Here is a 26,721-nt window from a genome sequence, read left to right on the forward strand (position 1 = left end):
AATACTTACAACTGTTTTAGGGCAAGTTTTATTACTTCTTCAACGGCATAATTTCCTGAAGTTTTTAACACTTTATCAATGGCCTTTTCTGAAGCATTACGTGTAAAGCCCAACATAACTAAAGCAGATAACGCTTCATTCTTTATAGTATTGTCTGCCGGAGTAAATATTTCGGCTGCTGAAGCAGATTTTCCGATTTTGTCTTTCAGGTCAACAATTACCCGTTGGGCGGTCTTTAATCCAATACCTTTTATACTTTTCAGCACATTTACATTTCCTGATATAATCACCTGTTCCAGTTCTTCAACCTGCAGGGAAGATAAGATCATTCGGGCCGTATTGGCTCCAATACCTGAAACAGAAATAAGATGGCGAAAAACTTCCCGTTCACGAACCGACCAAAATCCGTATAATTCATGCGTATCTTCACGAATTATTTCATGGATATGCAATAAAATTTGTTTTTGCTCCGCAATTTGAGAAAAGGTATTAAGGGAAATATTGATATGATATCCAATGCCATGTACATCCATTACAATATGGGTTGGAAATTTATCAGCAATCTCCCCTTTAATATAGCTTATCATACATCAATTTTTATGCTTAGAAATTGGCAAGCAAATATAATTAAAACCGTGGTATAATAAAACGCAATCTGCAAAACCTGGCGGTGCAGATAATAAATGTATAATAAAATTTATGGATGGAAAGAACTGAAATTGGTAAGTCAAAATAAGTGTTGTTTTATAAATTAACAGGAGGGTTTTGAAGTACGATTATATAAACATATTGGAATAATCATAGTTCGGAGAAGAATGTTCCTGTTTTGTTGATTCCTTTGGTTAATAGATTTTTTTTAGCTTTAATTTTGGTTATTACAATAATATTACAGATTTGATACAAGTGTATTGTAATGTTAAAATTATTTTATTAATTTTAGCGCGCTTAAAGGGTGATTGTTTCAATAATTAACACTAATTTTACAAAATGGTAAAGAATGTTCCGTTTAAATTCCTCTACATTGTTCTTGTTGTGGGAATAACTTTGTTAACTGCCTGTTCTCAGGATGAAGGTTTCGGTGGAAACAGCGAGATTAAAGGTGAGTTGATGGAAAGGGTTTACAATGAAGATCGTTCTGTGCTTTTGTCAGAAACGCCAGCAAAGGCAGAGGATATATATATTATGTTTGGAAATAATACTGTAGTAGATGATAAGGTCGAAACCAGTTATACCGGTGATTTTAAGTTTTCTTATTTGTGGCCGGGTGAATATACCATTTTTTATTTATCGGATGACACATCAGATAATTCAAAACCCAAGATGGAAATCATGAAACAGGTGACATTGGGAAAAAATGAATCACTGGATCTGGGGTCATTGTATACCTATAAAATAAAAGACTGGGATCAGGGAAGCAGTGCTATAAATGGGGTACTGATTGAAAGGATCTATAATGATGATCTTTCCATTCTTCTGTCGGAAAGCCCTGCAAAAGCCCAGGACATATTTATAATGTTAGGTGACAATACTTCATTTAATGATAAAGTGGAGACAAGTTACAACGGTCAGTTTGAATTTAACAATATATGGGGAGGTGACTATACCATATATTATATGTCTGATGATACAGCAGATATTTCTCAGCCTGATGTAGAAATAAAACAAACCCTTTCCTTATCGAATAACACAACGGTACAGCTTGATACAATGTACACCTATAAAATTAAGGAATGGAACGAGGGGTCTGCAACCATCCGGGGTAAAGTAATGGTAACTAATTATAAAAACTCCAGTACTTATCCCAACCTGGTTATTAAGGATATAACACCTGCCCAGGAACAGGAAATCTACATCACATACGGTAATCATACCTTTTATGATGACAGGATAAGAACGCAGGATGACGGTACCTTTGAATTCCGGAACCTTATAAAAGGGACCTATCGGATATTTGTATATTCAGAGGATGTTACCGGCGGAACGGCAAACATTGTTAAGGAAGTATTTGCAACGATTACAGAGGATGGACAATATGTAGAATTGAGTAATATATCCATTGAAAAACTATAATTATGAATCAATTAAGAGTCTTTAGTCTTATTATCTTTGTATTTTGTATGACCGCAGGTTTTGCGCAATCAAGTAAGAAAATTGTTCAGAAAGGTATCAGTGTGGTTAAAACTTCCGAGATGCGCATTGACGACGGGGACAAAGAATACTGGATAGATGAAATTGAATATTACGACAACAGGGGAAATTTAATCGAATATAAGGAATATTCAGATAAAGGGGATGATTTGAAGAAGTGGATTAAATATAAATATGATACCAATTCAAACCTGATTGAGGAAATTGAACTGAATGAAAAAGGGGAACAGAAGGAACGCATTGTAACAATATATAAAGACGATTTGAAAATTGAACGTCATTATTATGACGACCGCGACAGATTGTATAAAAAGAAAAAGTATGAGTACGAATTCCGATCCTGATATCAGAAAAGTCATCAGTTCATTCGATCCGATATCTCTGGATCAAATGGGGAATGTTGAACTGATGAGACGGAAGGATACAAAATATGTATGCAGCAGGTCTCAGTTGCCGTTCTTTCTGGAACAGCTCCGTAAGGATTACTATGTGCTGGAAATTGAAGAAGAACGTGAACATGCATACGAGACAACATATTTTGATACCAACGATTTCAGCATGTACAAAATGCATCATAATGGCAAACTGAACAGGCATAAAATCAGGGTCAGACGATATGTATATACCAACAAGCAATTCCTTGAAATAAAGCGCAAGAATAACAAAGGTGAGACCATAAAAAAACGTATTGAAAATTCGGGTGAACATACCGAGCAGACTATAAATGGTGACGGATGGTTTGTTGCAAAGCATACGCCTTACGAATCGGAATTACTTGAACCAAAACTCGGGAATAGATTCATAAGGATTACTCTGGTAAATAAACAAATTCAGGAAAGGGTAACCATTGACTATAAACTGAATTTCATTGATATTGAAACTGAAAAATCGCTCACAAACGAATCTATTTGTATTATTGAAATTAAACGGAATCTGTACGAAAAGAATTCAGCTTTTGCCACACTATTAAAGAATAACCGGGTTTATCCGATGGGCTTCAGTAAATACTGTGTGGGCGTCAGTTTATTACAAAATAATTTGAAACAGAATAACTTTAAAAGCAGAATAAATAAAATCCAAAATTTTAAGTAAAAAACCCAATGGTAGAAATTTTTAATATCGATCTTATCGATGGTCCCAGTACGCTTGAATTGTTTATCAGATTCCTAGTAAATTTTTTCTTTGTATTCATAATTGTACGGTTTTTATATTACAGAGTCAGAAAGCGTAAAGATTACTTTTTTACATACATCATTATTTCCACAGTTATCTTTTTATTGTGTTTCCTTTTGGAAAACGTAAAACTGGAAATTGGTTTTGCACTTGGCTTGTTCGCCATTTTCGGTATTATCAGATACCGAACCAGGCAAATCCCGATAAAAGAAATGACGTATCTTTTTCTGGTAATCGGTATTTCAGTAATTAACGCTTTGGCTAACAAAAAAATATCGTATGCCGAGTTGTTGTTGACTAATATTATTCTTGTGATTACAGCATATTTTCTGGAAAGGATGATGTTGCTGCGTCATGAGTCAACAAAATCGATCGTTTACGAGAAAATAGAATTAATAAAGCCTGAAACCAGATCCGAACTAAAAAGAGATCTCGAAGAACGCACCGGTCTTAAAATCAACAGGGTAGAAGTTGGTAAGATTGACTTTCTGCGTGATACGGCCCGGGTTGATATTTATTATTTTGAGAGTGAGAATCAGGCCGATGACGCCGATATAGATGGTTTCGCGAACGACGACGATGATTAGATCACGCTTTCTTTTCAGCTTTTTATTATTACTAATTTCAATAATCCCTTTTTCACTGAAGGCACAATACACCGACTTTAAAATGCGGTTAGGGCTGGAGGTTGAAAAAGAGATTATTGATAATCTGGACGCTCACATTGAACTGGAGCAGCGCTATATGCATAATATTTCCAGTTATGACAAAACCTTCATTGAGCCGTCCCTTTCCTATAATATATCAAAACATTTCAGCACTGGTGTTATCTGGCGCATTCAAATCAGGGAAAATAACAGCTACAAAATGTTTTCGGAACAGCGCTATTCTGCATTTGTTAAATATGATGTTTCGTACCTTGATTTCAAATTAAAACTTCGCTCTATTTTACAATATGGCTTTGATGATATCACAAATGCCGGTTTCAGTGTGGATCAGAAACTGATAAACCGAAATTCAGTGCAGGTTGATTACGACTGGTTCGGAAAGAAAATCAAGCCGGGTATTAAATTTGAGCTGTTTCACCACCTGAACCACCCTAACGGCAGCATTCTTAATCAGTGGAGACTGAAAGCCGGAGCATCATACCTGCTTTCAAAGCATTCGAATATTGATGTATATTACATGTTCGAAAATGAATTTAACGTAGTAAAGCCTGTTGATGCGCATATTATTGGCATTAAGTACGGTTATAAATTCTGATTTCGCAACCGAAACCTTTTCCCGTAAACTTATTTTCAGATAATTAGCTTAAAATCTGTATGAATGTATGGATTGCAAAACTTAATTTATAATTTTGCAGCCTTTTAGAACAATTATGGGATTACACGAAGAGATAAAGCGGCGCAGAACATTTGCTATTGTGAGTCACCCGGATGCGGGAAAAACAACATTAACTGAGAAGTTACTGCTTTTTGGTGGTGCCATACATGTGGCCGGTGCCGTAAAATCGAACAAAATAAAAAAAACAGCTACATCCGACTGGATGGAGATTGAGAAGCAACGTGGAATTTCTGTTGCTACATCGGTGATGGGATTTGAATACAAGGGAAAAAAGATCAATATTCTGGATACTCCAGGCCACCAGGATTTTGCCGAAGATACCTTTCGTACCTTAACTGCTGTAGATAGCGTAATCATAGTAATTGACGTGGCTAAAGGGGTGGAGACGCAAACACGTAAGCTTATGGAAGTTTGTCGTATGCGTAAAACACCTGTTATCGTTTTTGTAAATAAGCTTGACCGTATCGGGAAGGACGCCTTTGAGTTGTTGGATGAGATAGAAGAGGAATTACAGATAAATGTTCGTCCGCTTTCGTGGCCCATAAATATGGGGCCGTCATTTAAAGGTGTATATAATTTATATGGCAGAGATTTACGTTTGTTTGCGCCGAGCAAGCAGGTCGTAACTGAAATGCATGAAATAAGCGATCTGTCCGATCCAAGGCTGGATAAAATGCTGGGGGAAACCGATGCCGAAAAGTTGCGGGAAGAAGCTGAACTGGTGGAAGGTGTTTATCCTGAATTTGATCTGGATGAATACCTGGCAGGAAATGTGGCCCCGGTCTTTTTTGGTAGTGCACTCAATAATTTCGGCGTAAAAGAATTGCTGGACTGTTTTATAGATATCGCACCTACACCGCGTAAATCGAAAGCAGAAGAACGTGAAGTTCTGCCTGACGAAGAAAAATTCACCGGTTTTATTTTTAAGATCCATGCCAATATGGATCCGAATCACAGAAACAGGATTGCATTTGTTAAGGTTTGTTCCGGTATGTTCCAGCGCAACACCAATTATACACACGTTCGTTTAGGTAAAAACCTGAAATTTTCAAGTCCGACCGCTTTTATGGCGCAGAAAAAAAGCATTGTGGAAGAGGCCTGGCCGGGCGATATTGTTGGTTTGCCGGATTCCGGTAACTTTAAAATTGGAGATACACTTACGGAAGGAGAGAATCTCCACTACAAAGGATTGCCCAGTTTCTCACCTGAAATGTTTAAATACATTGAAAATGCCGATCCAATGAAGTCCAAACAATTGGCAAAAGGGATTGATCAGCTTATGGATGAAGGTGTGGCACAGCTATTCGTAAACCAGTTTAACAATCGCAAAATTATAGGTACGGTCGGACAGCTTCAGTTTGAGGTCATACAGTATCGTTTATTACACGAGTACAACGCACAGTGCCGGTATGATCCGATTAACTTGTACAAGGCATGCTGGATAAGAAGTAAAAGCAAAGAAGCCCTTGAGGATTTTAAAAAACGTAAAGCACAATACATGGCCAAGGATAAACATGATCGTGATGTGTTTTTGGCCGATTCACAGTATATGTTGCAAATGGCACAGGATAACTTTAAAGACATCGAATTCTTCTTTACTTCTGAGTTTTAGCGGCAGACAAAAATTTATTTTTATTTTTGTTACTGCTAAATGATAACTCATGGATAAAACAGCCGTTCGGATTATTGATGTCTTTGATACTGTTGATGAATTAGTGTTTTCTGTTCTGATGATGACCCTTCCGTTCGGGTGGCAGTTTTCTATTATTCCATTATTACTATTTGGCGTATTAATGTTCCGGAAAGCTTTAAAGGAACGGACCTGTCCTTCAAAAGAAAAAATAGTTTACTTTCTTCCCGTGTTTGCATATTTTCTCATTATGTTGATCAGCCTGATTTACAGCAAACATCCGGGAAGAGGATTTGATTTGCTCATTCAGAAAAGCTCATTCCTTGTTATTCCTCTGTTGATGTTATTCACGTCATTCAGCAGAAAACTAGCCCGAAAAGGTCTGCGGTTTTTTGTGCTGGGAACACTTCTGGTTTCCTTACTTTACATTATTTCCGGTTTGTATCATTCTACAAAAATTGGAGATGGAATGCTCTGCATTGTACCGGGTTTTTCAGGTGACAATACTATGTTGCTGGATACTGTTATACATAACAACCATTTAATGGGTGATAATTTTTCGTTTCTGATGCACCCGACATATACCGGTGTTCTTCTTGCATTGAGTATTGCAATAGCCGTTTTTACATTGATCCATGAACATAAATCCATACTCATTCAACGCATAGCCATACCGGTTTTCATAGTGGAAAGTATGACACTGATTCTTCTTTCAACAAACGGTGCATTGATGTCTGCAATTATTTTGGCAATTACACTTATTGTATTGACCATTAGATACAGACATTACCTGGATTTGAAAAAATACTGGCTCATCCTGGTTGCAATGATTTTGCTGAGCGGCGTCGCTTATAACCCTCAATTTCAGATATTATCAGGCAGATCATCCGGTTCAGACGAAAATAGTATGCGTTTGAAAGCCCGGGAAGTTACACTGGAGATCATTAAGGAACATCAGGTATTGGGCATTGGTAATGGAGATCTTTACAGCACAATGGAGCAAAAGTATGAAGAGCAGGGACTAATGAAAATGAAGGAATTGAGGATCAATCCGCATAACCAGTATTTGCATACCTGGGCTGAAACAGGTATTCCTGGTTTACTGTCTCTGTTGTGGATATTGGGCACTCTGATTTGGTTTGGAATTAAACGCAAGAATTTCCTGATGATTGTTTTTGCTGTGTTATTTGGTGTCAGTATGTATTTTGAATCGATGATGAACCGGTATTGGGGTATTATGATGCTGGCCATTTTTTATACCGTTTTTTATTTCCATTCAGAACCTGAACCGGAAAACGAAACAAATTAAACCGACGGCTCTGAAATCTTTTTCGTTTTAATTTTTCGGGATGGCATTATAAACAGGCCTAACCCTTCGAGCGTGATTATTGAAGCAATAGCAATAACCAGAAAATTAACTACGACCAACAGCCAGTTTTTATCACCCCAGAAATCCCCTTCATTTGCCACAAGTGCCCAAACGGTCATAACAGACATGAACACAGCGGGGAGGCCTGAGACCATCCAGTAAAACTTTCCTTTTTTCTTCAGATAAAGGGTGATAACAATAAGTGCCAGTGCGGCAAGCGTCTGGTTTACAGCGCCAAACAATGGCCACAGACTCAAGGCTCCATTACCGTTGGCCCCGTTGGCAAATGCAAGGATAGCAGCAGTAAAAACCGCAATAAACGTGGCCAGCCATTTGTTTTGCATGGGTTTAACGCCCGTAAATACTTCACTGATTACATACCGTTGCAATCGTGTTGCTGTATCCAGAGTGGTTCCGGCAAAAGAAGCAATAAATACACCCATAATGGCCAGTGCCCATTGGTATGGTACTCCCAGTGTTTCTATCATATTTGACGATCCAACTACAAAAGCATTAAGTTTGGATCCCAAACCTGATACGGCCTGCCACGATGCGTAATGGGAATTCCAGGCAGAAATACCGGTCAGGGTCTGATCGCCGGTTTTATATCCCAAACCTATTCCGGCAGCTACAGCAATGAGCACAAGCAGGGCCAGTGTTCCTTCCATTAACATGGACCCGTATCCGACAAACAAGGCGTCTTTTTCGTTGTCCAGTTGTTTGGCTGATGTGCCGGATGAAACAACGGAGTGGAATCCTGAAATAGCTCCGCATGCGATGGTAATAAACAGAAATGGAAACAGATTAGGTGCGCCTTTCGGATCAATATTTACTGACGGTGCTACCAGATGTAAATCTGTACTGAACGAAGTCACAATAACACCGCCAACCAATAGCAACATAACTACTATCAGCTGATAAGCATTAATATAATCCCGTGGTTGTAACAAGGTTGCAACAGGAAGGATTGAGGCTATAAATGCGTAGATGAGCAATATGATGGTCCAGATACCTGTTGCCGGAATTCCTGCGATTTCGGGCATTTTAAACGGAATATATACTCCGGCTATAATGGTGGCAAACATCAGAACGACAGCAATTGCTGTATAAATATTGATGTTTCGGCCTTTAATATTTACCATACGCCCAAGCCATACTGCAATGGCGATCTGCATAAAAACCGGAAATACCGATGCCGGAAAAATATTAAAGATAATGGCTATTACCAGTCCGAAAATGGCTATCACAATCCATAGTTCCAGAAACACAACCAGGAAAAACAGAAAACGGGTGTGTTTGTGCATGTATTTGGCTGTATAATCTGAAATAGACTTCCCCTGGTTTCGCAGAGAAATGACAAGTGAACCGAAATCGTGAACTGCTCCCATAAAAATGCTGCCAAGAAATACCCATATGAGAGCCGGAAGCCAACCCCAGATGATGGCTACAGCCGGTCCTACAATAGGTCCGGTTCCTGCAATGGACGTAAAATGGTGGCCAAATACGACTTTCTTCTTCGAAGGCACAAAATCCACACCGTCTTTCAGATTGTGCGATGGAACTGTAGATTCCGGATTTATTTTAAAGATTTTACGCGATAAAAATTTACCGTACAGATGATAAGCTGCAATGTAACCTCCAAATGTGAGAAGCATTAATAATAAAACTTCCATAACCCGCTTTTCAAATTAATATTCAAAATTAGCGGTATTTGCTAAAAAAGCAAGATGAAATTTATAGATATAAGACACAAGAATCAAGACACAAGACACAAGACAGAGTAAGGTATGATAAGTCCTCCTTTTTCAAAAGGAGGTGTCACGCCGTCGGTGTGACGGAGGATTTTGATAACTATTGCATTATTCTACTGAAATTCATATTTTAGATATCCCAGAATTGAAGTCGCTCAGTCCTGATTCGCGAGGATTCTCATAAACAAATAAATCAAAGACTTATAGTTATTTGGAATACCAACTGGGTGTTGGTTAATGAACTTGTCAAAGCAGGGTGTTAAACCCCACCTAAAAAAATATAAAAACGGATTACATTTGATAAATTTATCTGATTTAAAAAACAAATCCTTCGATTCCCATGGTCATCAGAACCTATTCATTTTAGAAAAGGAGGACGGTTTACAGCAAATATTTAATTAAAACCTAGGGCTTTCTGAACTTAACTTAGTAAGAGAGTGTTCCTGTTTAAGCTGGTTTATTAGAAACCTTTAACGTGTAATTTCAAAAAACTTTACTGTACTTTTGTCTGAATATTAATCAACAGAACATGGCTGAATCCTATTATCCTTCATTACAGGCTGTTAATAAAGCTAAACTGACTATAAACGAAGTAATCAGTGCCACACCGCTTACAGAAAATCTGAATTTATCGGAGCAGTTTGGTGCAAACGTATTTTTAAAAAGGGAAGATCTTCAGATTGTCCGTTCCTATAAGATACGTGGTGCTTATAACAAAATTAAAAGCCTGGGTAAGGATCAACTGCAAAACGGTGTTGTCTGCGCCAGTGCCGGTAACCATGCGCAGGGTGTGGCCTATTCGTGCTTTAAGCTGGGTATAAAGGCTAAAATATATATGCCAACCACTACTCCCAAGCAAAAGATAAAACAGGTTCAGATGTTCGGAAAACAGTTTGTGGATATTGTACTGGAAGGTGATACATACGATCAGGCCAGTACTGCTGCCATGAAGGACTGCGTGGAAAACCATATGGCGTTTATCCATCCGTTTGATGATCCTTTAATTATTGAAGGTCAGGCAACAGTTGCACTTGAGATTATCCAGGAATCGACCTGCCAGCTGGATTACCTGTTTGTGCCTATTGGAGGCGGTGGACTGGTAAGTGGTGTTGGTAGTTATTTTAAACAGGTGAGCCCAAATACCAAAATCATCGGTGTGGAACCTGCCGGCGCGCCTTCCATGTATGAATCGCTGAAACAGAACAACGTGGTAACGCTTGATCAGATTGATAAGTTTGTGGATGGTGCAGCGGTACAACGGGTAGGGGATTTACCTTTTGAGATCAGTAAAAAAGTGGTGGATGATATCGTGCTTGTTCCTGAGGGTAAGATTTGTACAAAAATACTGGAACTGTATAATCGTGAAGCCATTGTAGTGGAACCGGCTGGTGCACTATCCATCGCTGCTCTCGATTACTATGCCGATAAGATAAAAGGTAAAAATGTAGCCTGTATTGTTTCGGGAAGTAATAATGATATTACCCGGACAGAAGAGATCAAGGAACGTTCGTTGATGTTTGAAGGGCTGAAACATTATTTTATCATCCGCTTTCCGCAGCGTGCAGGTGCGTTGCGTGATTTTGTGGATAAAGTGCTGGGACCTAAGGACGATATCACTCATTTTGAATATTCAAAAAAGAATAACCGCGAAAAAGGACCTGCATTTGTCGGCATTGAGCTGACAGATAAAAACGACTTTAATGCACTTATTAAACGCATGTCAGACAACGGTTTCGTATATGAATATATCAATGAAAAACCGGATCTCTTTCACTACCTGATCTGATTGTCTATTTGAAATGCAGGTCCATAAAATCCGTCATAACCTGGTAATCATTTGGAAAAACACCATGCCCTTCTTCGTGCATGTAAAAGCCCATATCATTTAATATCGGTTTCTCAGGTTCAGGGTATTCTTCCTGTTCCAGCCCTTTACGGCCGTAAAGTTCATATACCGGTTCTGCTGCTTTTGCTGCAACCCATTCACCTTTGGGATCAGACCAGGTATCTTTTTGTCCGACAATCAGTAATACCGGGCGTGGTGCAATCAGGGCAATAAGCATATGGCCATCTACAGGAAGCTGATCCGGTTGAAATGCATAATCGCTGTAGCGCGGTGCAAACCAGTAATAATATCGCTGAGGATTGGTAAGGTCAGCAATGGTTTCACCAAAGTTTCTGCGGCTTATCGCAGCTCCTCCTTCTCCCGAAACCATCGGAATGACCATAGCAAAACGCTGATCACTGGCTCCTGCCCATATTACGGTTTTTCCCAGGCGCGATACGCCGGATAAAGCAATTTTTGAGCCATCCACATCCGGATCAGTCTGAAGATAATCCATAATGCGGCTCAGTCCCCATGACCAGGCGGCAATAGCTCCCCAGTCATCAGGATGCTGAATACTATCCCGTTTATACCAGGAACGTACACCATATTTCCCTTCAGAATCGAAATCGGGCTCTATATCGCCATAAAAAACGGTGGCAATACCATAACCATGATCGATAAAATGCTTTGGATCAGTATCCTGTAATCGCCACGATTCTTTGTCCGGAACGGGGATCTTTAACCTAGTGTTCCAGGCCATATCTTCATCTATGCCCGGTTCATTAAACAGGACGGGATTTGGTGTAAAGCTGATATGCAGCAGAGTGGGGACAGGACCTGTGGCATTTGCCGGTACATTAAGAAGTACCCGGATCGGATGTGCTTCCGGGTAATCAGGAAAGGTAATGCGAACCTGGGTGCGTTTTGATAATCCGTTCATGCCGGGAACGTCTTTCTCCAGAACCTCATTTTTAATTCTGATAGGATGATCCGGTGTTTTACCGTGTTGATATTCTTCAAACAGCTTAACTATTTCCGGGCGTCTTTTCTTTTCCCATGCTTTAACGGTTTTCACTTTTTTACCGTTTGATAAAAGCGGATCCGGAAGTGAGTATTCAACCACTTTTGACTCGTCCGTGTTGGTGGCTGGCTGACTGTCCCATTTGCGTTCATTTTTCCATTTGGCATACCGGTTCAAAACTTTTATGCCGTTTTGATTGTACCAGGCATAACCAGTTCGTCGTTCTTTTTCAATTTCGGAAAGATTATATTTTATAATGCCGTCTCTTCCTGCAAATATGGGCTTATGCGTCTTAAGTTCATAGTACCTCGCCCACAACGGACCTGCGTTTTTATCCTCTGCAATGACAACATCTCCGTTTTCCCTAACCACTTTAAATCCATTAATCTGAACGTCATTGTAAAACTTTACACCGGCCTCAATTGCCTGTTTCACTTCTTTAGAAGGTTTTCGGATATCCATTAAAAACAATAATACTGAAGCGCCTTCGCCGCCACTGATGGCGACCGGCTCAAATGCACGCGCAGGTTTCGGTTCATACGTATTTTCATCGTATTGCTGCGCCCATGCTGTTAGTTTGCCATTGTCTGTTATCTGACTTTTCAGGATAAAATCCAGTCCTTTTCCATAGGCCTCTTTGACCTGTTTTAGTTTATCCTCGCCAATTGTTCTGTAGTCCGGCATACTCATAATTTCCGATAGAAGCGTCATGATATCGGGGATAACATCATCATTGTAAGTGGCATAATGCGAATAATCCGTCATACGGTAAGGATAAGAGTGTGGCCAGCCACCTGATTTATGCTGTGCATCCAAAATATAGTTTATTCCACCTTCCAATGCTGTTTTACAGCGTTCGTCTTTTGTGGCTGTATATGCCCGTGCCATGAACCGGATCTCGTTTAATGTTGCTTTTACAAGGGCAGCTTTCATACCCCAGGGACCTGCAAGCGTTGAATCTCCGGTAAATGGTCGTCTGGCCGTATTCATCAAAGGCCAGCCAGTTCCGTTATCCTGCCACGATAGTATATTTTCGGTTATTTGTTTCCCTTCGTCTGATGTGTACCATGTGTAGGATTTCTGACTTATTTCCGGCCACCAGTAAAATGTGCGTTTAAATTCAGCCAGTTTTTCCTGCTTTTGTTTCAGTGCATCATTATTAATGCTTTTTGTTGCCTGAGCATTACCGACTGTCCAGCAAAGTATCCATAACAAAGAAAATGTTAAGATCCGTTTTACCTGTAAAATGTAATGTGTTGATTTATGGGAATTCATAGCATGAAGTGTTTGATGTAAGTTGAAAGATTACATATTAATCCTGTAATTATTTTAGTTAATTACTTGAAAACTAGTTTACAAGATAATGAAAAAATAAGATTCAATGGCTAACATTTATACAAATTATATTGCAACGTCAGATTTCGTATTTGAATTCGTCCCTTCAGTTTTATGTTGAATAGTGGGGAGTAGAATAGATTATATAATCTAATGAGGCTGTTTATCCTTATCACAAACTCACTTAATCCGTGTGTGATACATCCGGCACATATTTTAAAACAATTATACCACAACTGAATGCATTCGATTCTACCAGTTTTAGCTTTAAGCTCTTTTCGATTTCCCTGAAAATGGGAAGTCCGTTACCAATAGCCGAGGGATTAACTAATAAGTGATATTCATCAATAAGACCGGCTTTTATGAGTGACGATACAAAACCCGCACCCCCATAAACAATGATGTCGCCACCATCCTGTTCTTTCAGTTTTTTAATTTCATCGATTAGATAGCCGTTGGCCATAACGGTGTTTTCCCAACCGTAAGCAGCAGGAACCGTATGATTTAGTGATTTGGAAAATACAACTTTATGGGTGTCTGTAAATTTCTTACCCGCTTCATGTTCAGGATGTTCATGTTCAGCAGCTATGTTGGCCCAGTGCGGAATAAATCCTTCTGCCAGCTTCCGGCCAAGAATGATACAATCAACCGGTTTTGTCAGTTTTTCAATGTATAATTTGAGCTCATTATCCCAGTTAAATTCCATCCAGTCCAATTCTCCATTGTTTCCTGCAATAAAACCGTCCAGCGAGATTTGAACCTGTAGTTTAAGTTTTCTCATCGTGTTCGTATTTTGGTTTTATAAATTCTTGTTCGTATGCCGGATAAAATGCTCCGGAACAGAGATAAGTAACACTCGTACTGTTGTCCAAAGTTCAACAAGGTAAATTGAGTATCTGTAAGTTAAATTTTTGAGAATAAATGGGAAAAGATTCTGTTTTCAAATGTACTGCAAACAGGAAAAAATGTCAATTTTAAAACTATATCATTAAAGATACTTAACGTTTTTAAATTATTATAATTTACCTTGTTTTGCCTTTAGAAGAAATTCGCCAAGTTCATCTTTGCGGGATTGACTTATATTATGCCATCGAATACCCTGTACTGCTCCTTCAAGGGCACACAGCATGCTAAGGCATGCATCTTTATCGACGGCAAGAATTTTAATAAATGTATTTTCAGCCCCTTCCTGTACCAACTGACCCGGTGTGTCGATGCCAATCTTGTGTAACATGTTGGCAAGTGTCTTCCCAATATTGGGCAATTCCGTTAAGACGTCAATTTCCTTAGTCATAGATTTGCTATTATTAAGTCACCCCGTGAATATTGTAAGTTATGGCTATATTCACCGGGTGACTCGTTAGGATCAGATATCAACTTTATAGATCTGGCTTTTACCTTCGAAATTTGCCCGGAAAATAATGGATTTCCCATCGGGTGTAAAATGTACATTCGGTTCCAGATCGTAGTTGTGGTGCTGCATATTCACCAGTTTCTCACTTACAAGCTTATGATCATCTGTATCAGGACGGAAAAGGTAGATCCAACGGCCGTTTTCAGCATGAGCCACCTGTCCTTCATCACCGCCATCTCCTGCAAACAACTTTTGGTCAGGCGAAATGTTAAAGTGAATAGACCATTCATCGCGGGTCATTTCATAATCTGTTTCCTCCCCTGTTTTAATATTGGTTCCGGCAAGGTAAAACGTTTCACCGCGAGGTTTCTGAAGGTCGAACCATACAGTTTGCCCATCGGGACTAAAAAATTCATGTCCTGCTATTTCCCTGTACATGGTGCGTTTGTGCATGAGTTTAGGTGTGCTTTCACCCATCCGGATAGTCCATATGCGGTCCACCTTATGCCATGGACCTTCGTGGCAAAACATCAGAACATCAGGTTCAGCAGGGGAGAACTGCACATGGTTCAGCCAGGCCGTATCGCTAATTACCGGTTTGAGTTCTTTGGTTTCAATATTTACCGTAAAGATGGTATGTGGAAGTTTGGCTTCATATATTAAATTGAAGAATTCACCTTTGCTGGGATGATGGCGTAAAATAGAATCCTTTTCACTGGTACTAAACACCCCGGCCAGCAATGTTTCGTCTGCATTTAAGGTTGTAATTCCAGTCCGCTTCAGCGAATCCGGAAAAATGTAAAGTACACGCGTTGCTTTGTCATCCACGTTGGTAGCAAATACAGTATCCTGACTTTGATAAACGACTTCCCTGTGCTTTTTAGCGACAATTTCTCCGTGTATCGGCGTTGTATTGTGGGTTAACTGTATAGTCTCGAGTGTTTTCATGTTCATAACATGCAGCTGGCGAACTTCTCTTCCCCGGTACCAGTGATCGGACACGCCCTCAGTAGGACTGCCATAATAAACCATCAGGGTTCCTTTACCGTCAGCCGTAGGCAGAAAGGGACTATTGTGGAAATAGAAACTGCGGTTATCACCGTCATTCCTGGTGAGTTTAGTTAGTTTGTGATGTGTATCTTTATCAATCCACTGATTGGGCATTGGACTTTGAGAACCGGTTTCCATGACTGGGACATCTTCCTTCGGTTTACAGTTAAAAACCAATAAACCTGTTAAAACCAGTAACAATAAAAGTATTGGTGAAGTGTATCCCGTTTTCATAGTGATTTTCAGTTTTGTTATTTGAAACAGTAAATGTATCAAATAAGTAAATGAAAACAAAAGGGGACGGAAGGATAAGTCGCCGGGTGAATATTAACGGCATTCAAATATTCACCCGGAGACTATAAAACAGGTTTATACTTTAAAGCGTAATGGTGCTGCCAAACTGACCGTCTCCACTTCCCGTTTCAGAAGGACTTGCGGTGGATACGCCATCTCCATCATCTTCATATTGAGGAGTCTCTGATGTAGTATCATTATCTTTAGCATAAATAAAGGCTTCCAGCATGGTCACTCTGCCATCGTTGTCAGTATCCGCATCAATTGTATTTCCATCCGGATCATTTCCGTTGACAGCAGAAGTAAAGTGATAGGAAAATTCATCATAAGCACCACCACTCATGGCCCATGAAAATTCATTTTCCGTGGCGGCTGATATGATAACCCGGTTTTCGCCACTAAGATCAGCCAAAAATCCACCACTAAAACAAGGTTCCAATACGATGATCATTTGTGCCGCATTTACTGAATTGATTAAATCTGCAAAATCATCATCGGTGATGCTGGATTCATTATAGCGTGAAAAGGTTTCATCAATGGACTGCGTATCATTCTCATCGCCATCGGCATCGCTCACACCTCCTCTGTTTGAAGAACCACTAGTTAGATAGCCGCCACCATGATTTGTGGTAAATACAAACAGTTTATCGTTAAAATCAATGTCTGCGTTAAGTTCATCTATGGCATCGTCGAGGCCATCAATATCAGCAGCAAAGTCAACAGGCATTTCGCTGTCTTCTGCTGTTCCATTGGCATAAACAACCCGTATGTGGTCGGGATCATAATCGTAAACATTAATAAGTGTTAAATACATAAATTTAAGATCGTTCCAATAGCGACTATGATTATTGGCTGCATTGGCACCGCCGCTATACAGCAGGGCATATTCGTCCGCTTTAAAGGTATCCCCAATTTTTTCACACAGTACCGGATTCAATGCACATATGCTGATACCCGGTGTAATGTAGGTCAGATCATAGTCCGTTTTCCCTGTGATTTTTGGGAATTCGATTAACTTTAGACCTCTGACATACGCTTTGCCAAGGTGTTCTGCATTGATCTGGTCCTCTTCACTATCGAATTCTACAACAACACCTTTTACTTCAATAATCTGCCCGGTTTCTACCCCGTTGCTATACTTTTCGACTGATCCTGGATCCAGACGCAGGTAACTTTCTTCCTTCATGGGTGTATTTATCATCAGTATTGATGCATCATCCACGAGGTATACTGCATTGGCATCCACATAGGTTCCCTGAAGTCTCACAGTATCTCCGGTTTCAATATCTCCTGTTTTAACATTTTTAATCGTAGTGTCTTTTACGTTTTCGAGGTTACTCAATAATTCATCACATCCTGTTAAAAGCAGGAAAAATATGATACTAATTGCTGGAAATTTATGTACTGGTTTCATAAGGTGTATATTTAAATTAGACAAATTCCTAAAGTCTACGAGAAACAAATAATTGAGTTGAATCTCTGTATTAATCTTATTGCGTAAGTAAAAAGGGAGTGAGAATCTGAGAGGTGTCAATTAGCCATAAGGAAAGATTCTCTCAGAAATAAGTGGTAGAATTTATGCCAAATGTAAACGTTTTAAACAGGAAAGTCAAGTAGGGAGGCAGTTAATCAATGTATGGTAAGGTTCAAAAGCAGGCGTTTATCAGGTTAATTTGGGCTGTGCAAAGGCTTATGGGATTGCAGCTTATTTTTTCATTGTGACAATCCGGCGCATGGTTCGTTTTGGTAGAGACGTCGATTCATCGTGTTTCGAAAGATTACGTATAAATTATAGACACCAATTTTAAGACAACAAAGGCAAAAAATAAATGGCTGGTTACCCTGCATCCACTCACCGGATAAAATTTGCAAAATCGGTTATATTCATCCGGTGACATAGTTGCAAGCAATGTATGACCCCATCCGGGGTCACACGTTTGTAGAACTGCAGATCGCAACAAACATAGGACTCCATCCGGAGTCCAACTGTACCAAGAGATTCTTAAAATGAATTACCCCTATTTTAACGATATTATCAAAAAAGAGAGGAGTGTAGTCATAAACGTTCAATAAATGCGTATGACAGTGGAGTTCGTCATTTTTTACCTTTTTTTGTTTCTACGATTATGACACCTTCAGGGGCGTTGTACATCTCAATGGCGGCTTTTTGCTTAAATACCGTAATGGATTTAATCGTAGCGGGTTCTAACTCCGAAAGTACCTTATGCGAAGAAACCTCACCATCAATAATAACCATGGGGTCTTTTTTGTTGGAGTAGCCATAGTCTCTGATGCCAAGTTTATCAGCCGCTTTTACGGAGTCAGCTTTGGCTGCTGATTTAGTTGTAATCAAAACAACCCCGTTGGGCGCATTGTATTTTTCAAGCGCCTGGTCACCTTTTAAAACAGACACAGATTCTATTTTGTTGGGATCCAGTAAATTAAATATTTTAGCATCGTATTTAACGCCATCGATATAAAAGTCAGGATCTGCATCGGTCTTTAATTTGATCTGTAGTTTTTCCTGCTCTCCGAAGCTTTTCCTGACCACTGTTGTATCCTGTGCTGAAAGGGTAGACACTGAAAGAATGATAAGGCACGCTGTTAAAATAAAATTTTTCATGTGAGTTATGTTTTAATTGTTTAATTTTTAGTTTTATAGGACTGACGCCCGGTTTTATTAGCCAAAGCTTAATTTGGGTTTTCGCCCATTTCATTCGACACCCATTATTCCTGCTCCAAATAGATGACAATCATATCGTCTTCGTACAGAATATTTTGAGCCTGCTGCTGTGTTGTATTATAGTCACTGAACATGCTTAAGGCTTCATTCAGCATGGCTTCCTTTTTCTGGTAGCTCAATCTGTTTTTTCGCGGATTAATAATAAAAACCGACAATAAGATGGCAACAGAAGCTGCCGCTGACAGGATGCCAATGCTTAACCTCTGTTTGTTTTTTCTCCTTCTCTGAATCGCTTCCCAAATGGATGTATTGAACTGTTGGGGTGCCGTGTGTTTATTGCGTTGAATATATTTAAACCAGGGCTTATGAGAATGATTTATTTCTTCAGCGTGATCCTTTAGAAACATTTCTTCAGCTAAAGAGCTTTCGCCTGCTTCGTATTTCTTAATCAGTTTATCAATGTTTTCCTTCATAGCTGTAAATCTTTTTCAGTTCCAAAGCAACCTGTTTTCTTGCACGGGATAACAACACCCTGATGTGTCCCACGTTCAGATTTGTTATCCCCTCAATCTCTTTGTATTCCAGTCCGTCCAGATCACGAAGTGTAATGATTTCCAGTTGCTGATCCGGTAAGGTTTTAATAATATCCTGAACCAGAATATTCAGCTCTTTCCACTCAAGCTCAGCCGGTCCGTTATTTTCAGTAACATTTGTTATATGATGTTCGCTGGCATCATCAAATACTGGTTTGCTCTTCTTTAAAAGATCCAGACAATAATTCCGTGCCGTTAAGAACACAAATCCCGGAACATTCGGATGGTGTTTCAATTGCCGGCGTTTATCCCATAAGCGAATCATAATTTCCTGGATGGCATCTTCTGCAGTTTCCGTGTTCCCCAGCATACGAGCGACCATGGGATAGAGCCTGTCCGACAGTGAAATCACCTGTTGTTTGAATTCTGTTGCGTTCATCTAATCTAAATAACGAAAAAAACACGCATGCATAACAAAAAAGCGGAACTGTTTTTTGAGTTCAATATTTTAGGCATCGTAGCATTAAACTAAATCTTAAAATATCATGGTTAATAGAAAAAAAGATACATGAGTTATGCAATCTATCAGAGGACTGTCATGTTAAGAATGGCTAAATATTGTTTGAACTACCGCACGTATGTTTTGGACGTAATTTTCTGTTTTATCGGTTCAACATATTTGCTTACATCAAAATCAACGGCTTTTTCCGGTTTATTTCTGAATATTTCTGCGGTTAAACCTGTTTTATGCCATTTCCGCGCTCCACCATTTAATGAAAAGTAAAGGGCTGCTTCAGTCAACCCTGAAAAAATATGAGGTATTGCTCTGCTGAAAATCGATTGATAACTATATGTTTGATCTTTAATTGAAGTATAACCATATTGGAGTTCTTCGGGACTCATATTTTTGGGGGATACAATAACTTTTTTAGCATCAAACTGCCGCCAGTCATCCGTCAGAATTCTGTTTTCCTGCTTCATCCGATTAAAAACTTCAGTTCCGGGATATGGTGTTAATACACACGCCTGTAAAAAGGCAGGCTTAGCTCTTTTTATAAAATTCCAGGTATTTTCAAAAACCTGCTTATCATCTATATCCAGGCCAAAAACAAAAGAAGCCATCGTCATAATGCCATTTTGCTGTAAGGTTTTTATGGCTTCAACATTTTCATTAAAAGAAGAAAAGGTTTTTTTGTACTGGCCAATTCCTTTTTCCGTCATCGATTCAAAACCAATAAGTAAACCACGGCACCCACTCTTATAGGCAAGTTTCATCAGTTCCTTATCCTTTACAATATTAATTGATGCCTGACCTACCCAGTATTTGTTGTATGGAATCATTCGGGTAAATAACTCTTTAGCATATTTCTTATTGAGTGCAATGTTATCATCCAGAAAGAACAATACTTTGTCTGTTATCGATTCTATATCTTTAATTATCAGATCAATTGACTTAAACCGTTGTTTCTTTCCAAACGATGAAGGTACTGTACAAAAGTCACACCCGTACGGACAACCACGTCCGGTTTCTATCGGAGAAATACCAAATTTACCTGCTTTAGTATTTATTAAATCCCTGCGCGGAATGATATAATCACATAAATCCGGGAATTTTTCCAGTTTGTAAAACTCCTTTAAGCTGTGAGATTTAATGTCCTTCAGAATTTGATTCCACAGGCCTTTTTCAGCCTCTCCGATAACAACAGCATCTGCATATCTGATCGCCTCGTGGGGCATAACTGTGGCGTGAATTCCTCCGAAAATTACAACCTTATCACGTTTTTTAAACTCATTGGCGATTTCATAACCCCGGATAGCAGTCTGGGTCATAAGCGTTATCCCAACTATGTCAACGTCAACATCAAAATCAATTGTTTCGTTGTTAACCTCTTCAATTATTTCGACTTCATGCTCTTCAGGAGTCATGGCCGCAATTAAGGAAAGTGTTAGCTGTGGTATGGCCATCGAATTACGGCGTTGATTATTCTCAGGACAAGGGGAGATGAGAAGAATTTTCATGAACGTATATTTTAAATAGGCTCAGAAGTTACAACTAAAGGATGATATATCAACACCAGCTGACAGTGCTTTATGATAATTTAATGAATAAGGGCTGAATAATGAGAATGAGACGGATATCCTTCTACAGCAAATCCAAAAGGAGCTTCCCTGCTTCATCCAAAGTTTTTCCGAAGGTTATGATTCCTTCCTCATGACCGCCCATAATTATAATTTTTTTCTCAGGAACATCTGTTTCCCTGAAAAGTCTTTCTATTTCGTTAGCCATCTCAGGCGTTCCATACAATACGTCCGTTTTTGTAGTAGGAAACTTATGGATGTATTTCTTCCACTTTTCCATACTATGAATATGGATTACAGCTTTTGTTTCCGGTGAACTTTCGTATATTACAGCATGGGATAAGGATTCTGAAGAGGCCTTTATGGGGCCCGAACACGTCAGGCTGTTCTGCATCAAATCGTATTCAGTGACCAAAACATAATGAAATTCATCCAGCCTTTTAAAGTTTCCGGTTGCTGAACCTGTTATGACAAAGGTCTGCCCATCAGACCGGATGCTTATATTGCCAAACCCGATACCGTTTGGGTATGCACCTATTAAACCAAGCTGATACAACCTGTCTCTCCATGCATTAATTTTTTCGATCTGATGCTTAGGGCAAGGTGCTCCTTTTATCCAGTTGCATTTGAATTTAATATATCCTTCGTCCATTCAAGGTCTTTTTTCGGGAAATAATGTAAGAATACTTTCTTTGTTTGGCTCACATATTCCTCTTTCCGTGATAAGTCCTGAAATTAAACGTGCAGGGGTCACATCGAAACCAAAATTTGTGGCGTTGCTGTTTTCCGGAGTTAACAAAATCGTTTTTATTTCTCCTTCACAAAGCCCTGACATATATTTTACTTCTTCAGCTCCCCGTTCTTCAATTGGTATGTCTTTGATGCCATCTTCTATTTTCCAGTCAATTGTTGATGAGGGAAGGGCCACGTAAAAAGGTATATCGTTGTCGTTTGCGGCTAAGGCTTTCAGGTATGTCCCTATTTTATTGGCTACGTCTCCGGTACAGGTTGTCCTGTCTGACCCTACAATCACGAGATCGACCAGGGCATGCTGCATTAAATGACCACCAACATTATCCGCTATTATGGTGTGAGGAACACCATGATTGCCCAGTTCCCAAGCTGTGAGACTTGCACCCTGATTTCTGGGACGGGTTTCATCTACCCACACGTGCACATCAATTCCCTTATCAAATGCGGCATATACCGGAGATGTGGCCGTACCGTAATCAACAAACGCCAGCCATCCAGCATTGCAATGGGTAAGTATATTTACAGTTTTTCCTCCCTTCGAATTGCTTATTTCTTCGATAAGTTTAAGGCCATGTTCGCCAATTCTTCTGCAATAATCAGAATCCATATCTGCAATTTTCAGGGCGGTTTTATACGCAATGGAAATTTTTTCAGGAATAGAAATTCCAATTTTTATTGCCTTTAATTGTTTTTCCACGGCCCAGGAAAGATTTACGGCTGTAGGTCTTGTGGCTTTTAATTTCTCACCAGCCTCGAATATATATCCTTCAAAGGAGTTATCGTCCGGAGCCTCCAATGTTGCTAAATATATACCAAACCCGGCTGCTGCTCCAATAAGTCCGGCACCTCTTACGTGCATGTCTTTAATAGCTATGGCAACATCATTCACCGACTTTAAATTTTCGATGACAAATTCATGAGGCAGCTGCCTTTGATCTATGATTTGAATGACCTTGTCATTATCTTCTTTTATCCAAATGGTACGGTAATGTTTGCCGTCAATATTCATTAATTAATTTTTAAATTTTTCTGTTGGTATCAGACACCACAAGATATTTATTAAAAGGTAAATTTTAAAATTTATGGAGAATATTACATGATCATGTTTATAACTTAATTATCTGTATGTTTCCTAATTAATAAAATGGCAACACATAGTTTTGCATTTCTAACCAGTAAAGGCTATCTTACAGAAAAAGTGCCTTATGTTAAAGTTTGAAAGTTTTTTGTTTTTTCTTTTGGCTTTCTTCTGGGTTGTGATCGGAAGCTCGCAAATAGCAAAATACTTTCAAAAAATCAGATTGCCTTTGATTACAGGGTTTTTAATTTCAGGAGTTATCGTAGGTCCGTTTTTTTTAAAACTTGTTTCCAATAAAGCCATTCCAAATCTTCAGATTATTAATGATTTTTCTCTCGCTTATATTGCCTTCGCGGCAGGTGTTGAGCTGTATATGAAAGAAATTCTAAGCAGCATTAAAAGTATTTTATGGAATACCTTTGGACAGCTGGTGGTTACGTTTGCTGTATCAGTTTTTCTGATCCTCTTGTTAGCCCCGGTTATACCTTTTCTTTCAGACTTATCACATAATAATGTGCTGGCTGTTGCCATCCTAACGGCAACCATTTTTATTGCCCGTTCACCTTCATCTGCAATAGCCATAATGAATGAGATGCGGGCAAAAGGACGGTTCACAAAAACGGCTATCAGTGTTACAGTGATAAAGGATGTACTGGTCATTCTTATTTTTGCCATCTGTTTTTCTGTTGCCAATACCCTTGTAGAAGGTGTTGGTTTTAGTTATTTCCTCATGGTTGAACTGTTTGTTGAACTTCTGGCCACATTTGGAATGGGTGTTTTGCTAGCCAAAGTTATGGGATTTCTTTTTTCCTTAAAGCTTCATCAGTATATTAAAATTGCAATTCTGCTTGGATTCGGGTATCTAACGTTTCCGCTTTCACGCTATATTCATCATTTAAGTCAGCTCTATTTACCGTTTGAGATATTGATAGAGCCTTTACTGGTTTGTATTTTAGTCAGTTTTATTATTGTTAATTATTCCAGACAGCGCATAGAATTCCAGACTATTGTTGAAAAGATTGGTCCCGCCATTTACGCGGCATTTTTTACGCTGGCAGGATCCATGATGTCCATTGATGTGTTAGCCAATGCATGGAAAATTGCATTGCTGTTTTTTTTCATCCGTTTAATTGGCATGATAGGAGGGTCGTTATTGGGTGGAATTATTGCTGGTGATCCGAAACTATTCAGACGGATAGGCTGGATGCCTTATGTGACGCAGGCAGGCGTTAGTCTGGCTTTGGTTATGGTGGTCGCAGAAAGTTTTCCGGAATGGGGAAATGAGCTGGCTACCATCATTGTTGCCGTCATTATTGTAAATCAGTTGATAGGTCCGCCTTTATTCAAATGGGCTATAAAGAGGGTTGGAGAAAACCGAAACCTGGCAAAAGATACTTATGATAATTCACACCGTGTTTTAATCTTTGGCTATGAAAATCAATCGGTTGCCTTATCCTATGAATTAATTAAAAATAACTGGAAAGTGTCTGTGGCTACACGTAAACCGAAAGACGTGGTGGATGAAATTCCAGGCGTAAATATGCATTATATTCCTGGTATTCAGGCTGAAGAACTGGAACGACTGAATTTGAAGAGGTTTGACACCATGGTATTGCTTCATTCCGATAAGGGAAATTATCAGATCACGGAATGGATCTATGAAAATATCGGAAAGAAAGTTGTTATCGTGCGTTTGTCGGACCGAAAAAATCTGAAGAAATTCTATGATTTGGGTGCATTGGTCATTGACCCCTCAACGGCATTTGTCAACCTGCTTCAGCATTTTGTACGGTCACCATTGGCTACATCCTTATTAATGGGAATGGAACCTGATAAAGATACCCTGGATGTCACAGTTGCAGATAAAAGCTTGTTTGGCATGGCCTTGCGTAACCTTCGACTTCCGCTTGATGTGCTGATCCTTTCTGTTAAACGAAAAGGGAACATTATTATCACACACGGTTACACCCGTTTACGTAAAGGTGATGTGCTTACTGTAGTCGGATCTTTGGAAAGCCTGAATAAGGTGAGCCTGCAATTTGAATCCGATGATTCCACGGAATAAACCGGTGATTATTTGTCGCGCAATGTTTGACCCCATCCGGGGTCACCCGTTTGTAGCATTCAGGTATGCTACAAACATTGGACTACATCCGGAGTCCAACTGTAGTAACAGATTATTTAATATGGATTTTTTCCTCTTTGTAACAACATAGTTGAGATAAAGTAAGTTGGAGGAATTGCAATAAGAAATTACTCAAACAATTATCTGCAGGAAGCATATGGTATCATTTTTGGAGGAGGGTGAGGATACATATCTATTTTATCTCCTGAAATATGTTTCCCGTTTCTAAAAACAGCATGGAATATAATTTTACCTGCTGCATCATATCTTATCCATTCCCCGTCAAGTTTACCCCACATATAGTTTTTCACCAAAATAAGTTTCCCGTCGGAGTTCCAGGCATACACAGGACCATTAATAACCGGTTCTCCCATTAAATGAAGATAGTGTTTCTCACTTTTGACCACACCGTTTTCATGCCATTCCTGCATTAAACCTACAGGCATTCCATCTTTATAGTTTGTCTGGCTTTTAATTGAACCATTTCTGTAATAGGTTCTGAATATCCCTGAAAAAGGATTTCCCTCTTTATCCGTAAAAATCTGACCTGTAATACTTCCTGATAAAGCTAACAGAGCAATCATTAGTAGTGTAGTTATTCGGTTCATAGCTTCTGGTATTTGTGTTTTAATGCATATGCAATTAATGTGCCTGAATCAAATTATTCACCTAATGAAATCTATAAGTCGGTTATATTTATTTGGTGACAATCCGTGTCGCAATGTTTGACCCCTTCCGGGGTCACACGTTTGTAATCGAATTGATTTATACAAACATAGGACTCCATTCGGTGTCCAACTGTAGTAACAGATTATTTAATATGGATTTTTTCCTCTTTGTAACGAAGGAATCTGGATAGAGACGTCGATTTATCGCGTCTCGGGAAAAATTACATTATGCTATAAACACCAATTTGTAATAATAACAACCTGCAAATGTTTAATAGCTGGTTCACACCGCACACATTCGCCGGATGAAATTTGCAATACCGGTTATATTCATCCGGTGAAAATCCGGTGCGTAATGTTTGACCCCTTCCGGGGTCACACGTTTGTAATCGAATTGATTTCTACAAACATAGGACTCCATCCGGAGTCCAACCGGTACAGAAAGATTTATTAATTTGGACAATCATCTTTGTCACGATGCAGTCGTGAAAGAGAGCAGTGTATT

The 26,721-nt window shown here is 39.2% G+C and carries 23 protein-coding genes; 9 read left to right on the forward strand and 14 right to left on the reverse strand.

The features are described from left to right. Positions 1 to 5 precede the first annotated feature (5 nt). Positions 6 to 587, reverse strand: coding sequence for a Holliday junction branch migration protein RuvA (ruvA, locus tag ACE1ET_RS01420; protein WP_375726572.1), 582 nt, complete (start codon positions 585 to 587; stop codon positions 6 to 8). Positions 588 to 987: 400 nt separating this feature from the next. On the opposite strand from ruvA, the gene ACE1ET_RS01425 reads away from it, so the two are divergent. The 7 genes from ACE1ET_RS01425 to ACE1ET_RS01455 all read left to right on the forward strand — a co-directional run bounded on the left by ACE1ET_RS01425 (position 988) and on the right by ACE1ET_RS01455 (position 7,604). Further along, the gene (locus ACE1ET_RS01425) at positions 988 to 2,070 is read left to right on the forward strand and encodes a hypothetical protein (protein WP_375726573.1); all 1,083 of its coding nucleotides are present in this window, start codon (positions 988 to 990) and stop codon (positions 2,068 to 2,070) included. A 2-nt stretch (positions 2,071 to 2,072) separates the two neighbouring features. Beyond that, complete coding sequence (locus ACE1ET_RS01430; RefSeq protein WP_375726574.1) at positions 2,073 to 2,492, forward strand: hypothetical protein; 420 nt, start codon at positions 2,073 to 2,075, stop codon at positions 2,490 to 2,492. Beyond that, positions 2,470 to 3,240, forward strand: a complete 771-nt coding sequence (locus tag ACE1ET_RS01435) for a polyphosphate polymerase domain-containing protein (RefSeq protein WP_375726575.1) — start codon at positions 2,470 to 2,472, stop codon at positions 3,238 to 3,240. Before ACE1ET_RS01430 ends, ACE1ET_RS01435 begins: the two co-directional genes overlap by 23 nt. A gap of 8 nt (positions 3,241 to 3,248) precedes the next feature. After that, entirely contained in the window at positions 3,249 to 3,908 is a 660-nt protein-coding gene (locus ACE1ET_RS01440; RefSeq protein WP_375726576.1) for a DUF4956 domain-containing protein, read from the forward strand. An 82-nt stretch (positions 3,909 to 3,990) separates the two neighbouring features. After that, positions 3,991 to 4,584, forward strand: a complete 594-nt coding sequence (locus tag ACE1ET_RS01445; RefSeq protein WP_375726577.1) for a DUF2490 domain-containing protein — start codon at positions 3,991 to 3,993, stop codon at positions 4,582 to 4,584. Positions 4,585 to 4,699: 115 nt separating this feature from the next. After that, positions 4,700 to 6,277, forward strand: a complete 1,578-nt coding sequence (locus ACE1ET_RS01450) for a peptide chain release factor 3 (RefSeq protein WP_375726578.1) — start codon at positions 4,700 to 4,702, stop codon at positions 6,275 to 6,277. 49 nt (positions 6,278 to 6,326) lie between these two features. Then, positions 6,327 to 7,604, forward strand: a complete 1,278-nt coding sequence (locus ACE1ET_RS01455; RefSeq protein WP_375726579.1) for an O-antigen ligase family protein — start codon at positions 6,327 to 6,329, stop codon at positions 7,602 to 7,604. Here ACE1ET_RS01455 and ACE1ET_RS01460 read toward each other — a convergent pair. After that, positions 7,601 to 9,337 (reverse strand): carbon starvation CstA family protein, encoded by a 1,737-nt coding sequence (locus ACE1ET_RS01460; RefSeq protein ID WP_375726580.1) that lies wholly within the window; start codon positions 9,335 to 9,337, stop codon positions 7,601 to 7,603. The two genes, ACE1ET_RS01455 and ACE1ET_RS01460, sit on opposite strands and share 4 nt — an antisense overlap. A 607-nt stretch (positions 9,338 to 9,944) precedes the next feature. Between ACE1ET_RS01460 and ilvA the strand changes: the two genes are divergently transcribed. Then, positions 9,945 to 11,201 (forward strand): threonine ammonia-lyase, encoded by a 1,257-nt coding sequence (gene ilvA / locus ACE1ET_RS01465; protein WP_375726581.1) that lies wholly within the window; start codon positions 9,945 to 9,947, stop codon positions 11,199 to 11,201. A gap of 4 nt (positions 11,202 to 11,205) precedes the next feature. Here ilvA and pelA read toward each other — a convergent pair whose 3' ends face one another. The 11 genes from pelA to mtnA form a co-directional block, all read right to left on the reverse strand. Continuing rightward, the gene (gene pelA / locus ACE1ET_RS01470; RefSeq protein ID WP_375726582.1) at positions 11,206 to 13,539 is read right to left on the reverse strand and encodes a pectate lyase; all 2,334 of its coding nucleotides are present in this window, start codon (positions 13,537 to 13,539) and stop codon (positions 11,206 to 11,208) included. Between the two features lie 244 nt (positions 13,540 to 13,783). Next, positions 13,784 to 14,380 (reverse strand): dihydrofolate reductase family protein, encoded by a 597-nt coding sequence (locus ACE1ET_RS01475; protein ID WP_375726583.1) that lies wholly within the window; start codon positions 14,378 to 14,380, stop codon positions 13,784 to 13,786. A 234-nt stretch (positions 14,381 to 14,614) separates the two neighbouring features. After that, the gene (locus ACE1ET_RS01480) at positions 14,615 to 14,893 is read right to left on the reverse strand and encodes a TfoX/Sxy family protein (RefSeq protein ID WP_375726584.1); all 279 of its coding nucleotides are present in this window, start codon (positions 14,891 to 14,893) and stop codon (positions 14,615 to 14,617) included. Between the two features lie 72 nt (positions 14,894 to 14,965). Next, positions 14,966 to 16,237, reverse strand: a complete 1,272-nt coding sequence (locus ACE1ET_RS01485; protein WP_375726585.1) for an oligogalacturonate lyase family protein — start codon at positions 16,235 to 16,237, stop codon at positions 14,966 to 14,968. 142 nt (positions 16,238 to 16,379) lie between these two features. Beyond that, positions 16,380 to 17,711: a C13 family peptidase gene (locus ACE1ET_RS01490; protein WP_375726586.1), complete on the reverse strand. Its 1,332-nt coding sequence runs from the start codon at positions 17,709 to 17,711 to the stop codon at positions 16,380 to 16,382. 681 nt (positions 17,712 to 18,392) lie between these two features. Continuing rightward, entirely contained in the window at positions 18,393 to 18,920 is a 528-nt protein-coding gene (locus ACE1ET_RS01495; RefSeq protein WP_375726587.1) for a TonB-dependent receptor plug domain-containing protein, read from the reverse strand. 104 nt (positions 18,921 to 19,024) lie between these two features. Further along, the gene (locus tag ACE1ET_RS01500; RefSeq protein WP_375726588.1) at positions 19,025 to 19,453 is read right to left on the reverse strand and encodes a hypothetical protein; all 429 of its coding nucleotides are present in this window, start codon (positions 19,451 to 19,453) and stop codon (positions 19,025 to 19,027) included. Continuing rightward, a complete protein-coding gene (locus ACE1ET_RS01505; RefSeq protein ID WP_375726589.1) occupies positions 19,437 to 19,952 on the reverse strand; it encodes an RNA polymerase sigma factor in 516 nt (171 codons plus the stop codon). The genes ACE1ET_RS01500 and ACE1ET_RS01505 overlap by 17 nt, the downstream gene beginning before the upstream one ends. Before the next feature lie 188 nt (positions 19,953 to 20,140). Continuing rightward, positions 20,141 to 21,532: a B12-binding domain-containing radical SAM protein gene (locus tag ACE1ET_RS01510; RefSeq protein WP_375726590.1), complete on the reverse strand. Its 1,392-nt coding sequence runs from the start codon at positions 21,530 to 21,532 to the stop codon at positions 20,141 to 20,143. A gap of 124 nt (positions 21,533 to 21,656) precedes the next feature. Then, positions 21,657 to 22,244 (reverse strand): class II aldolase/adducin family protein, encoded by a 588-nt coding sequence (locus ACE1ET_RS01515; RefSeq protein ID WP_375726591.1) that lies wholly within the window; start codon positions 22,242 to 22,244, stop codon positions 21,657 to 21,659. Then, on the reverse strand, positions 22,245 to 23,354 hold the full coding sequence (gene mtnA, locus ACE1ET_RS01520) for an S-methyl-5-thioribose-1-phosphate isomerase (protein WP_375726592.1): 1,110 nt from the start codon (positions 23,352 to 23,354) through the stop codon (positions 22,245 to 22,247). Between the two features lie 196 nt (positions 23,355 to 23,550). On the opposite strand from mtnA, the gene ACE1ET_RS01525 reads away from it, so the two are divergent. Beyond that, positions 23,551 to 25,488, forward strand: a complete 1,938-nt coding sequence (locus tag ACE1ET_RS01525; protein WP_375726593.1) for a cation:proton antiporter domain-containing protein — start codon at positions 23,551 to 23,553, stop codon at positions 25,486 to 25,488. Between the two features lie 200 nt (positions 25,489 to 25,688). Here ACE1ET_RS01525 and ACE1ET_RS01530 read toward each other — a convergent pair whose 3' ends face one another. Then, a complete protein-coding gene (locus ACE1ET_RS01530) occupies positions 25,689 to 26,156 on the reverse strand; it encodes a toxin-antitoxin system YwqK family antitoxin (protein ID WP_375719310.1) in 468 nt (155 codons plus the stop codon). Positions 26,157 to 26,721 lie beyond the last annotated feature (565 nt).

The organism is Quyinboa mangrovi (genome assembly GCF_042219825.1).
In the GTDB taxonomy this organism is placed as follows: domain Bacteria; phylum Bacteroidota; class Bacteroidia; order Bacteroidales; family UBA5342; genus JBHJHP01.